Origin of the sequence: Vibrio sp. MMH1-50, from assembly GCF_022347645.1 — a bacterium.
GTDB lineage: Bacteria > Pseudomonadota > Gammaproteobacteria > Enterobacterales > Vibrionaceae > Vibrio > Vibrio harveyi.
The window spans coordinates 125,641-137,807 of sequence record NZ_JAKRGG010000007.1; the positions used below are offsets into that span (position 1 = coordinate 125,641).

13 protein-coding genes and 2 pseudogenes are annotated in these 12,167 nt (G+C 44.9%); 7 read left to right on the forward strand and 8 right to left on the reverse strand.

What is annotated here, in order from left to right:
* Positions 1 to 20: 20 nt before the first annotated feature.
* Entirely contained in the window at positions 21 to 386 is a 366-nt protein-coding gene (locus MHO32_RS07840; protein ID WP_239211087.1) for a VOC family protein, read from the reverse strand.
* Positions 387 to 467: 81 nt separating this feature from the next.
* Positions 468 to 1,334 (reverse strand): LysR family transcriptional regulator, encoded by an 867-nt coding sequence (locus MHO32_RS07845; protein ID WP_239211089.1) that lies wholly within the window; start codon positions 1,332 to 1,334, stop codon positions 468 to 470.
* A 103-nt stretch (positions 1,335 to 1,437) separates the two neighbouring features.
* Here MHO32_RS07845 and MHO32_RS07850 point away from each other — a divergent pair, with 103 nt between their 5' ends.
* Together MHO32_RS07850 and MHO32_RS07855 are read left to right on the forward strand one after the other, a co-directional pair.
* Positions 1,438 to 2,049 (forward strand): LysE family translocator, encoded by a 612-nt coding sequence (locus tag MHO32_RS07850; RefSeq protein WP_239211091.1) that lies wholly within the window; start codon positions 1,438 to 1,440, stop codon positions 2,047 to 2,049.
* Positions 2,050 to 2,157: 108 nt separating this feature from the next.
* On the forward strand, positions 2,158 to 2,508 hold the full coding sequence (locus MHO32_RS07855) for a rhodanese-like domain-containing protein (RefSeq protein WP_239211092.1): 351 nt from the start codon (positions 2,158 to 2,160) through the stop codon (positions 2,506 to 2,508).
* A gap of 79 nt (positions 2,509 to 2,587) precedes the next feature.
* Here MHO32_RS07855 and MHO32_RS07860 read toward each other — a convergent pair whose 3' ends face one another.
* A complete protein-coding gene (locus tag MHO32_RS07860; RefSeq protein ID WP_239211095.1) occupies positions 2,588 to 3,670 on the reverse strand; it encodes an AarF/UbiB family protein in 1,083 nt (360 codons plus the stop codon).
* A gap of 128 nt (positions 3,671 to 3,798) precedes the next feature.
* On the reverse strand, positions 3,799 to 4,668 hold the full coding sequence (locus tag MHO32_RS07865) for an SDR family oxidoreductase (RefSeq protein WP_017818456.1): 870 nt from the start codon (positions 4,666 to 4,668) through the stop codon (positions 3,799 to 3,801).
* Positions 4,669 to 4,855: 187 nt separating this feature from the next.
* Here MHO32_RS07865 and MHO32_RS07870 point away from each other — a divergent pair, with 187 nt between their 5' ends.
* Positions 4,856 to 5,401 (forward strand): TetR/AcrR family transcriptional regulator, encoded by a 546-nt coding sequence (locus tag MHO32_RS07870; protein WP_017818455.1) that lies wholly within the window; start codon positions 4,856 to 4,858, stop codon positions 5,399 to 5,401.
* A 92-nt stretch (positions 5,402 to 5,493) separates the two neighbouring features.
* On the opposite strand, the pseudogene MHO32_RS07875 reads toward MHO32_RS07870, so the two are convergent.
* Positions 5,494 to 5,949, reverse strand: a pseudogene (locus MHO32_RS07875) (LysR substrate-binding domain-containing protein); the annotation flags it as partial.
* Between MHO32_RS07875 and MHO32_RS07880 the strand changes: the two are divergent.
* The 3 genes and pseudogenes from MHO32_RS07880 to MHO32_RS07890 form a co-directional block, all read left to right on the forward strand.
* Positions 5,942 to 6,196, forward strand: a pseudogene (locus MHO32_RS07880) (enoyl-CoA hydratase/isomerase family protein); the annotation flags it as partial. The pseudogenes MHO32_RS07875 and MHO32_RS07880 overlap by 8 nt on opposite strands.
* Positions 6,197 to 6,412: 216 nt before the next feature.
* Positions 6,413 to 6,844 (forward strand): DUF2000 domain-containing protein, encoded by a 432-nt coding sequence (locus MHO32_RS07885; protein WP_239211096.1) that lies wholly within the window; start codon positions 6,413 to 6,415, stop codon positions 6,842 to 6,844.
* Positions 6,845 to 7,184: 340 nt separating this feature from the next.
* Positions 7,185 to 8,921 carry an ABC-F family ATP-binding cassette domain-containing protein gene (locus MHO32_RS07890; protein WP_239211098.1) on the forward strand — a complete coding sequence of 579 codons (1,737 nt, stop codon included), beginning with the start codon at positions 7,185 to 7,187 and terminating at the stop codon, positions 8,919 to 8,921.
* 45 nt (positions 8,922 to 8,966) lie between these two features.
* Here MHO32_RS07890 and MHO32_RS07895 read toward each other — a convergent pair whose 3' ends face one another.
* Both MHO32_RS07895 and MHO32_RS07900 read right to left on the reverse strand, forming a co-directional pair.
* Positions 8,967 to 9,851: a glutathione S-transferase C-terminal domain-containing protein gene (locus tag MHO32_RS07895; protein ID WP_239211100.1), complete on the reverse strand. Its 885-nt coding sequence runs from the start codon at positions 9,849 to 9,851 to the stop codon at positions 8,967 to 8,969.
* A gap of 63 nt (positions 9,852 to 9,914) precedes the next feature.
* A complete protein-coding gene (locus tag MHO32_RS07900; protein WP_010646864.1) occupies positions 9,915 to 10,454 on the reverse strand; it encodes an NADPH-dependent FMN reductase in 540 nt (179 codons plus the stop codon).
* 149 nt (positions 10,455 to 10,603) lie between these two features.
* Here MHO32_RS07900 and MHO32_RS07905 point away from each other — a divergent pair, with 149 nt between their 5' ends.
* Entirely contained in the window at positions 10,604 to 11,554 is a 951-nt protein-coding gene (locus MHO32_RS07905) for a LysR family transcriptional regulator (RefSeq protein WP_239211102.1), read from the forward strand.
* A gap of 116 nt (positions 11,555 to 11,670) precedes the next feature.
* On the opposite strand, the gene MHO32_RS07910 is transcribed toward MHO32_RS07905, so the two are convergent.
* Entirely contained in the window at positions 11,671 to 12,102 is a 432-nt protein-coding gene (locus MHO32_RS07910) for a VF530 family DNA-binding protein (protein WP_005436283.1), read from the reverse strand.
* Between the last annotated feature and the right edge of the window lie 65 nt (positions 12,103 to 12,167).

The window sequence follows — 12,167 nt, forward strand, 5'->3', positions numbered from 1 at the left end:
GACCTTTTTTCATACACAAATCAATCGATGTTCTGACCAATGCGCCACAGCACGCCACTAGGATCGTGCAAACAGAATTCTCGCATCTTCCAAGGTTGATCAACCAGTTCCGTCATTTTGGCTCCAAATGACGCCAGATCAACACTCGAAACATGTTCATGCCAACTGGCAACATCCTCCACCAACAAATGCATCATGAAATTATTGCAGTGTTTTGGTTCATAAAAATCTTGCAACAAGAATGAGCAACCGCCCTTGAAGAAGTACGCCACACCACCAAAATCCGAAGGCATCTCAAAACCCAACGCCTGATAAAAACGCTTTGATAGCTCATAATCTTTCGCCGGAACAAAAGATTTAATTTCAACAATATTGAGGTTTTCCATTTCCTAAATTTCCATTATGTAGCACGTATTCAACCACTCTAGGTAACTCAGCGCGCCCTGACTAGGGTCTCTCTTTGTTTCTTAGGTGCAAGGCACACACTCCGCCATTTGGTTTTGCAGCCAATGGACAAATTTTTGTTCCAGTTCAGAACGTGCTTTGTCTTGAGTCAATAAGACATAATCATGCCCTGACGGCACAAAACCAAATGGCGCGACAAGGTTGCCACGTTTGAGATCATCCATCACCAAAGGATAAGAGCCCATCGCCGCACCTAAACCGTCGACTGCAGCTTGAATGCAGAAATAGAAGTGTGCAAAAGACTGTTCTGTTTTTCCGTTTATCGACGCTTCACCAGAGCGCTGCATCCATTCTTGCCAAGCTTCAGGTCTGGTTTGGCTGTGTAATAGCTTCACGGAGTTCAAATCACTTTTCACTTGCTGCCAGTAGTCTGGTGAAAACACTGGACCTACCCACTCTTCCACTAACTTGGTTTTTGGGTAGTGATACAAAGGCTCAAAGTCATCTCGACGAATCGCCATAGCAAGCCCCGTCGAGCCAAGTGTTACAGGTCCTCCCGCAGTCGAAAGACGAACATCTGCGTCACAACCATCATTAAACGCGGAAAGCCTCGGCATCAACCAACGCATGGTTAACGTTGGCTCACAAGAGACTTCAAGGTATTGATGCTTTTCCTGTACCAGCTTATTCATGCCAGTTTCCAACGCTTGGAATGCTTGCTCGGTGTAGCTTTTCAGCATCTCACCCTCTTTAGTGAGCAGCATATTGCGCCCCTGTTTGTAGAACAGAGGTTGAGCCAGATAGGTTTCCAACACTTTGATCTGCTTACTCACTGCGCCATGCGTAATATTGAGCTTGTTTGCTGCTTCACTAAAACTCGCAGACGATGCTGCGACATGGAAAACATGAAAAGATTTAAGATGCCTCATCTGTGACTTTTTCTCACACTTAGCGGAATTTGTTTCGATTATAGTCTCCGAACTCTCGACCTACAATTGCCCCATTCATAACAACAAAGAAACAGGAAACACCATGGAGCTTTTCAGCCTTGCCTTATTAGGCATACTCATTGTCATCAGTCCCGGAGCCGATTTTGTCTTGGTTCTTAGAAACAGCCTCAACAGGGGCAGACAAGCCGGAATTTGGAGCGCCGTGGGCATCAGTCTTGCGATTTCGGTGCACATTACCTATTCATTGCTTGGCATCAGTTACTTAATTTCACAGAACGAATGGTTGTTCAGCTTGATTCGCTACTTAGGTGCGGCTTATCTGATCTATCTCGGATTGAAAGGGATTTTTGGGGCTGATTCTCAGCAGAAGATAAAGGGGGAAACACAAGAAAGCATCTCCATTTGGCAGTTCTTTTTCCAAGGCTTTTTGTGCAACGTACTTAACCCAAAAACCATGTTGTTTTTCTTAAGTATCTTTAGCCAAGTCATCGACCCGAATGCAGCATCGCAGCACTTAGCTTTAGGCTACGGAGTCTACATGATTGCGCTGCACGGGATTTGGTTTTCTATGGTTGCCATCTTGTTTACCTCACCGCGATCACAGAGCTTATTACTGCGCGTGAAACGCAGGTTGAACCAAGCTTGTGGTGCTGGCTTACTGGTGTTTGGTGCCATGTTAGGATTGAAGTCATAACACGCTGAGTTACGACATTTCGACCAATGCCACATCGAAGTTTGATAATCACACGTATAATCCTCGTCAAGACTATTTAGGGCAATTGACCTTGAGGAAAGGAACTCAATGAAAAAACTACTCCCGATCATATTCACTTGTTTGAGCTTAGCTTTCAGCGCGCCATCGGTATTGGCTTCTGAACGTGCAGTGCAGGGTTGGCAATGGATTGAGCAAGGCGCAATGGTTGTCGATGTGCGTACACCACAAGAATTTGCCGATGGTCATTTAGACAACGCGGTTAACTTCCCGCTTTCAGAGTTGGATAAACACTTTGCTAATGTCGAGAAAGATACGCAAATCGTGCTCTACTGCCGCAGCGGTAATCGCTCAGGGCAAGCGTATCAGTACCTACAATCGCAAGGATTTACCAACCTTCATAACGCGGGTGGCTTGGCTGAGATGCAACAAGTGAAGTAATGCCACTTAGCACCTGCCTAGACTATGGAATGGAAAAGCACACCGCTCGTGTGCTTTTTTGTTTTCTCGACGCCGAAAACTAAAGTTGGTACTGCAGCACCAATTCGTGTTTCTCTTGGTAGGTTTGAATCAGTTCGGCTTTACTCTTAGCGGCATTTTGATAAAACAACGCACCTCCTTCAACCAACAAATCATAATGTTGCTGCAGCATATCTAAAACAAACTGCACACGTTTAATTGTGTTTGGCGTGCAACTCTTACCATCCAAATCATCTTCAATATCGAGCACATGCGAACGAAACATCTCAAGCGTAAAAAGATGTTCCAACTCAGCATCAGATTTTAGCGCTGTTTGTATCTTTTCCATCGACGTTTGCACTCGCTCTACGATTTCTGGCACGGCATAGTTTTGAACTAACCAGTCCCGCTTATATTCAAGCATCTTAAAGCCTTGTTGTTTCACGTTTTTGAATAGCTGCACTGCCTCTTTTCGGGAATAATTTTGCTCCAATAACCAACCAGAGAAGAAGCGCGTTTCAAACCGCTCACAAGCATCAAACATAGGGTCATGCATACCATTGCTGTTGAACTCTCTTAACGGGTCAAACCGATACATATAACCAAAATCGAACAACTTTAGCTGACCTTGTTTATCCACCAGCAAGTTCCCTGAACACAAATCCCATTCAAACAATCCACTTCGCTCACAGACAAATAGAGTCGAGAATAACTGCCTTAGTAAGTCCTCAGTTAGGGCTTGAATAGGCGAACCCTCAATCCAATCTGAAACAATGATTCCTAAACGATAATCAGCATAAACAGTCTCAACAATGTGTTTAAAATCCTCAGCTAGATTCGGATTGTCTTTTTGAGTTTGAAAATCAAGACGGCGTTGAACTTCATTCAGAAAGGAGTACTGACCATCAGGGTTTTGCACTTTCGCCTGTGGGCGTTTTTTCTTGAGCGTATAGTCTCGTCCGCCGACACGAATATGAAATACCTGCGCCGTCAAACCACTTTCAAACGTTTCGACAACATACTCTGAGTTCGCTGTCGTAAACGCCAAGATTTCTGGTGGCAATGGACATTGATCCACATTGCCGACAATTAAGTTTTGATCACTTAAGTCAAATACTTGCTGCTGTAATTGGCGTTGGTTCATGAAGTGCTCCCTGCTAACGATTCAGATATTGTTTACTTTATCGACAATGAAGCACATGACCTCCCCCTTTCTGACCAAAGTCATGGTTGAGTACTTGGGTGGAGTCCTGTTTAAATCGATGAATTGATTCAGCTGTTGTCTTCTTCAGAGAGCTTGCGAAAGTAGTCTTCCAGTCGATGATGCCCATAAGTCGGCGCGATGTTATCTCCACCTAGCATGGTCAGGAAGAACTCAGCAGGACCGCCCCACTTCTCTGGTAGGTGGCTTACTATTACGAGAGCAGCTCTGCGTAACAAATCCGGCAAATGCGTATTTTTCTCCGGCTTATTCTGAGATTTGAATGCAAGCTGAGCAATTTGGTTTACTGAAAACACATTCGGTCCGCCTACGTTAATCTCCGTTTCAGTGCTATCGATAGCCTCAACACAAAATCTCGCCAAATCTTTTCCGTGAATGGGGTTAAGCAAGTTTTCACCATCGCCAAAAGTAAACACTCGACCCGATTTCGCCATGTTGTACACCTCGGTAATATCAGAGAAAAAACCATTCGGACGAATCACACAAGGGGTTAATTTTGTTGATTGCAAAAGTCGACTCGCAAAGCGCTCTTTCGCCTCTAGCAGACGAACTTGAGGATATTTCTGAGCATTGAACGCAGAGATATAAATGAATTTACCAACACCTGCTCGCTCTGCTTCTTCGAGTAAGTTCAAGTTTGCTTGGTAGTCGACATCCAAATAACCTAATCCATCTTGCTGACGAGTAATGCCCAAGCATGAGATAACAACGTCCACACCCTCGCAAACTCCTTTTAGCTCATCGGGGTGAGTCACCTGAGCTTCTACTGCCTGCGACTCTTGTAAGCCCATCGCAAGGAGCTTGGTTTTGCTTCTCGCCAACGCTTTAAACTCGGCGTGCTGCGCCATGAGAAATTCAACAATATTCGATCCTAAATAACCCGTTGAACCGACAATTAAAATTCGAGGCTGCGTTTTCATATCGATGTTTCCTATTCTTGGTAGAGGAACAAGACAAAGAGTCCCTTAGTCTTTATTTGGACCAATTGGTCTTTTTAAGTTAGTACGATTCAAACACAAGGTAAAGATCTTTCTTGCCCACTTGGTCTAAAAAAAGAATCTTGTGATATACTGCCGTGATTACGCTAACCATCGAAAAGAGAAAAATATGCCTAAAATCGTCGATCACGATAAAAAACGAGAAGAAATAGCGCTAAAAGCAACAGGTATATTTCTTGAATTTGGCTACAAAAATCTTGGGATGAGACAGCTTTGTGAACAGCTTGGCATGAGTAAAAGTGCGGTCTATCACTACTACAAAAGTAAAGATGAACTGTTCAAAGCCGCTACCGAGGCAATGGTTAACTTCGATGCAGAAATATTGGCAGGAAGACCGAGCTCAACAAGCGCTAACCCTGAACAACAAGCAGAGAACTTTGTATTAATTTTCCAACAGATGGCACCGCGTTTCTTCCAAGAGATGAAGTTAGTGTCTGATTATATTGATGTGATTGGGCAAGAAAACGTAGCTACCGATCCATGCATGTTACTAGCGAATCAAAAGTACATGACGATGCTAGAAAACTACGTTTCAGCACAACACAAAGAATCACTTTATACCCTAATGCTTGGACTGCTAAACCATCAGTTGATGTTAGGTAAAGCACTAGAAGAAGCGTTTATTATTGAGCAAGTTGAGCGCATTTTAGTTTAGATTCAAACTCGCCTTTAAAATCAACGTGAAAGAGGCTCCGTCGAGCCTCTTTTGTCTAGGTTAATATGATGAAGCCTAGTCGCTTAATAGCTCTACTTCCCTCGCCCATACATCTTATCGAAGTTTGGGATGTTCTTTTCCCAAATGGGTGTCTCTTCTCCCACAATGGATTTGAGTGTGTCGATAAATAACTTGGTTTTGATTGGTGCATCTCGGTGCGGGTACACGGCGTAAAAGGTACCGAAATCATCAATGTTCAAGTGCGTCATGATCGGCACTAGCTTGCCTTGTTTGATTTCGTCTTGAACCATCTGTGCGGTCACCACAGCAAGTGTGTTTCCTCCTGCTGCGCTTCTTGCCAACATTTCCACATCATTCACTTTATAAGCGACATTAAGCTGAAAATGCTGTTGTTTACCTTGCTCATCTTGATAGCCGAATTTATCGAATAACAAACCTGGGGCGGCGTAAATAGTGGCGGGTAAAGATTCCAACTTCTCCAGACTGTTCACCTCACCATGCTTTTCTAAAAACGCAGGGGCGGCAACATTGGGCGTGATTAGCCAACTAGAAGTGCGTGACATCGTAATGTACAAAAAGATCATCGCAACCTCTATCAAAGATGAAGACGCAGGAGCAGAGCTAGAATTGCGTTACTTCTTAGAGCGCGCAAAAGAGCAAAAAACCGCAGCGATCATCGGCGCGTTCCTAAAACACGGTGGTCAAACAGAGCGTGAAGCGAAAGACATCCAAGGCATCTTTGTTGATACTGCGGCAGAGCTAAACAAACAATAAAACTCGGTTCATCATCAGCTTAAGGCACCTACCGTCCGTTGGTGCCTTGTCTATTAGAAAACTTGGGAAATCTTATTGCATGAAAAACGATTAAAGCATTCGTTTATTGCAAACTTGGCTTTTCGACAGCAATGTTAGAAACAAAATTGCGCGTGCGAGGAAATACAATGGAGACAGTTAAACAATAGCCAGATTACTAGAGAAACGAGGTCCTCCATGAATCAACTTCCCAACGAAAACCAAAAACGATTTGTTGCCGTAATCAGTAAAAAAGTCGAAGTGGGACGCGCCGTTAACGTATTAGGACACTTGAGTGTAAGCCTTGCCAATCAACTTTCTGATGGAGACGCAGTCTACACCGACTATCGCGACCTCGACGGCAATGTTCATCCAAACATCTCCCACTATCCGTTTATCGTCTTGAGAGCGGATAACTCCAACAAAATCAGAAAACTTCGCCAAGAAGCACTCGATAAAGGCATCCCCTTCTCCGATTTTACTCACACCATGGTAGAAGGCGGCTCTGAAGTTCAACAACAAACCACCAAAAACACGCCGGAAGCTGAATTAGAATACTTGGGTATTTGTTTGTTCGGCGAGACTGAAACACTTCGAGAATTGACCAAGAAGTTCAGCTTATATCGCTAAAAGCGCGTGATACCTTGGTGATCCTCTCATCATTTTTTCATCAAGCTATCTGTACATTGCCACTTTTAGGGTTAGAATCTAGCGCATCTATCAACCCAAAGTAGCAACACTTACAACGAAATTAAGGAGGAATTTATGTCTTTGTGGTGTTCAATCAACCCACGTTTTTATGGCATGAAGGACCGCTCAAGAGTTTCAGATTTCGCGCTGCGATAATCTCGACTTGAGCGAATAATTACCTTTCGACGAAAACACGTCACCCGAGTACTTTCCCTCAAGCTCGAAGAATTATTGTCAGCTATGACAACGGCGTCTTACGCCCAAAATTCTTGAGAACACTATGAGTACTTTTTTAACTGCACAATCATTAACCCTTTCTCACACAGCAACACCAATATTCAAAGATCTAACGTTTACGATTCATCGTGGCGACAAAATTGGTCTTATCGGTCATAACGGCTGTGGTAAAAGCTCCCTACTCAAACTGCTTAGCGGTCAATTTGAACCAAGCCAAGGCACGGTTGCCAAAGCCAGTTCATGTTTGATGCGTTATGTTGAGCAGCATTTACCTGAGTCTTTAAGCACACATTCTGTCTTAGATGCGTTAGCGGAATCCTTATCCGATGATGAGATTTGGCGCGCCGAACTCTTATTGGATGAACTCGGATTTTCGACCACAGAACGACACATGCCGGTTGAGAATTGCAGCGGAGGTCAGCAAATGCGACTCCTGCTTGCACGTGCGATTATCCATCAGCCTGACTTGCTGCTTCTGGATGAGCCGAGTAACCACTTGGACTTGCCATCGCTCCTTTGGTTAGAGCAATTTCTATCAAACTGGAAAGGCTCATTCGTATTGGTATCTCACGATCAAACCTTACTCGATCGCGTCACCAACACCACTTGGGTCATGCGAGATCGCTCTCTGCATCATTTCTCTCTGCCTTGTTCTCAAGCAAGACAAGCACTGAAAGAGAAAAATGAAACCGATCAACTTCGCCATGCCAGCGAGCAGAAAGAGATCGACCGAATCGAAAAAAGCGCCAAGCGTTTAGCAACTTGGGGCAAAGTCTACGACAACGAAGATCTTGCTCGAAAAGCCAAGACGATGTTTGCGCGCAAAGAACGTTTAGAGGAAGAACAAACCGAACTGACAGAAGGCACACCGTGGGCGCTACAACTTCAAGGTGAATCAATGCCAGCAAATCGACTGTTAGAGGTTTTGCCTTTCTCGGTAACGCCACCAAACAGTGATTATCACTTGTTTGATATGGCAGAAATGCGCGTGAAAAGTGGCGACCGAGTTGCCGTTCTAGGCAGTAATGGTTGCGGTAAATCGACTTTGTTGAATCTGCTTTATCGTCAGTATGAAGCCATCCAAACCGACCTAGGCAACCAACATGAGAGTGTGACTTTCCACGATCGCTGTCGCTTGGGTTACTACGATCAATCCCTAAAGCAACTCGACGATCATCAATCCATCACGGATGCGTTGCAGTCGTTTGCCAGCATCAGTAGTGAACAGGCAAAACGTTCACTAATTGGTGCAGGATTTGAGTACGCAAGACACGAACAGAAAGTCGTCAGTCTAAGTGGTGGAGAGCGAGCAAGGCTGCTGTTTGTGGGCTTAACCCTCGCTCGTTATCACATGTTGTTTTTAGATGAACCGACCAACCATTTGGATATGGAAGGCAAAGAGGAGTTGATTGAAACTTTGCAAAACTTCGAAGGTGCCGCCCTATTGGTGAGTCACGACCGAAGCCTTATAGAACAAAGCTATAATCGATTCTGGTTTATTGAAAATGGCTTACTGACGGAGTATTTAAGCGCAGAAGATGTGTATCAACGCGTAACTGATACTGCACCGAAATCAGCCATATCGCATCATTGCAATGAAGTAATGTCGATGGAAACAAACACCGCGTCTGATGAGCAATCCGAAGAGCAAATGCTGGAAAGACTGTTGGAACTGGAAAGCTTGCTGGAAGCCGATTTAGGACGAAAGCCCAAACATCAAAAACCAGCGATGCAAAAGCAATGGCAGCAAGAGATAGAGGAAATTACGGCGCAGCTATAAAAACAAAGCCGGAGGTAATCTCCGGCTTTCTTTATTAGATTCGAATTAGATCCACTCAATCTCAGGTCCTGCAGGCACAATCCCATTTGGGTTGATGTGCTTGTGCGAGAAGAAGTAATGCAGCTTCATGTAATCAATATCGATTGTGCTGCGAATGCGTTCATCGACAACCAAATCCAGCATGTAACGATACAAGTTTTGGTGCGCCTTTAGGGGCTTTTTGTTGGCTTTGAAGTGCACTTCATACACCGCCTCGAAGCGCACTAATGTTGGCAGCAAGAACAAGTCTGATAGGGTAACGTCTTCACCATGCAAGTAGCGCGACTGCCCCAAACGCTTATCCAGCTGCTCTAGCGCATCAAACAAGGTTTCACTCGCTTGGTCATATTGCGCTTGCGTGGTTGCAAAGCCGACTTGATATACCTTGCCATTCACATTGCTATGAAGCCATCGATTTAGGCTTTCGATCTCTTCACGCAATGCGGCTGGTACCAACTCCACCGGATGTTTTGCCAAAGGTAGCCAACGCGTAGCGAGGTCCATTGCCATTGCGGCTGAATCATTACCCACAATCGCATGGTTTTGCTTATCCCACAGTAAAGGGACGGTTACGCGTCCGGTGTAGTCGCTTTTCGCTTTCGCATACAACGCCGCTAGATTATCCGCGCGGTACAGAGGATCAGGATGTGCACTATCAAACTCCCAACCATTGCTGTAACGCTTTGCAGCAACGGAAGAGATGGAAATGACCTCATCCAAACCAAGGTACTTGATCACTAAGTAAGGGCGATGGGCAAATGGACAAGCCAACGACATGTACAAGTGATAGCGACCTGCTTCGATCTGACTTGGTAACGCGAATTGATCTTCTGCTGTCAGCTCACTTGCGTCTTTGTTTGGATACCAAACGCCTTGTTCTAATACCGCCATATCTTACCTACCTTTCTTGATTAGCTACCCTGATGAATCACTACTCATGCGAGTATAGATAACTTAAAGAGACTTCTCGAAAGACACCATTAGCTCACTCAGTTCCGCTAAGGTCGCAACATCAAATTCGCCATCTTGGAATTTGTCGTAGAAGCCGCCTAGACTGTATGTGCCTTTTACATCGCCACCCCACCAAGGCATCAACTCAGCCATGGTTTTGATGTTAGTTGCGCCGCCGTTTGCACCTGGAGATGTGCTCACTAGCAGAACCGGCTTCTTGGTGTCACCAAAGAAAGACGTACCTTGGGGTGCAACACGCGATAGCCAATCAATCGCATTTTTCAGGAATGCTGGCATTGAGCCGTTGTGCTCTGGTGATGCAATGATGATCGCATCGTATTCGTTTAACGTTGCACGCAGTTTGTGTGCGTTTTCTGGGATGCCCTGACCTTCAACGTCCAAGCCGTACATTGGCAATTCAAAGTCATTTAGGTCAATGGTGTTTACTTCTGTTTGTTTAGCTTGGTTTGCCAACGCTTGAACTAAAAGGCTGTGGATTGATTGGCTGTTGTTGCTACCAGTAAATGCGACGATCTTTTTCATAGTGGAATCCTAATTACGTTTGCCCCTACTTATGTCGGGCACTCAGTGAATGAGGTGATATTAATTAACTCCCACCAGTGAATAAACACTATAATAGTGGCTATATAGTTCACCATTAGTGAACAATAAAAACATGAGGAAACTAATGCGTGGATAAGATCAGAGCATTAACCGTATTTCGTCGAGTGGTGGAGCTAGGTAGCTTCGTCGCGGCAGCAGAAGATTTAAATCTCTCAAAAGCCGCCATCAGTAAAAACATCAATGAGTTAGAGAGCTATTTGAAAAGCCCTTTGATTAACCGCACGACGCGTAACTTGCACATTACCGATAATGGTCAGCTCTATTATCAGCAAGTGTGTCAGGTTCTCGATGCTCTCAACAACGCAGACCGCTCAGTGATTGAGTCTTCCCACACATTAAAGGGCACACTCAAAATCAGCATGCCGATGTCATTAGGGTTGATTGAGCTGAATCCCATCATCTGTGAGTTTATGAAGCAGCATCCAGAGCTATCCATCGAAGTGGTGATGAGTGATGAACATATTGATTTGATTGAGCAAGGGGTTGATATTGCCATTCGTGGCGGAGGCGAATTGGGTAACTCTAGCCTACGCTCGCGTAAACTATTGGATATCCGCCGTGTACTTTGCGCTTCCCCTCAATACCTTGAAGAGTCGCAGCCGTTTAAATCTCCACGTGACGTTATAAACCATCGCCTACTTAGCTATAGCCTCTCTTCAACGTCTCGCCGCTGGACATTTCAAAATGGCAGTGAGGTACTGGAAGTTGATCTGCCTGCGAGTGTTTACACCGTCAATAGCGGTTTGGCACTCACCCAAGCGGCATGTGCCGGACATGGGGTTGCGTTGTTGCCAGACTTCTTTGTTGAGCCTCAATTATCTTCAGGTGAATTGGTTGAGATTACCCCTGAATGGCAGATGGAAAAGCACGCGCTGTACATCGTCTACCCTTACCACAAAGAGCAATCGCAAAAGTTACGTGCCTTTATTGATTATGTGGTGGAGAGCTTCCAAGCACGATTCAGCCGTCAGTCAGATCCGCAGCAGATGTATTCTTCGATTATCAAGCTAGGGTCTTGATAACAAGGTTTAGCTGAAGAAAAGACAATAAAAAAGCCAAACTGGGTAGTTTGGCTTTTCATCAAAATCATCCTGCTCTTAGACATCGAGCCTACAAGAACAAGAAAACTGAAAGTTTATCGACGGCGGTTGTTAAAACGAGCACGATCTGAGCGTTGCTTAGCTGAACGCTCTTTGTGCGCAGACGCAGCCTTTGCTTGTGAAGCCAGAATCGATTCAACCGTCAGCTCCATTGGCTCACGCGGCTCCAATCCATGACGGAAAGTACGTGCGCGTGGTGGTAGGTTGTATTCGTATTCCGACGCCTTTGGCATGCGCTTGTAGCGGTATAGGTAGAAGTTCTCTACACGCTCGCGAGCCCATTCTGTTTTCTTCAGGTATTTAACACTGCTCGCAATGCTTGGCTTAGTATTGAAACAGTTCATACGCATTGCTGTGTCGAGGATTTCCCAACCGTAATGGTCAACAAGCTGCTGCAACATGTCTTCTAATTTAAGACCGTGCAGAGGGTTGTTCTTCTGCAGTTCAATACGTTCTTCGTCGGTCATAAATTCATGGCTCATGAACGGCTCCTTAATTGTGGGTGGCGAGCGTTGTACTCACCACCTTACCT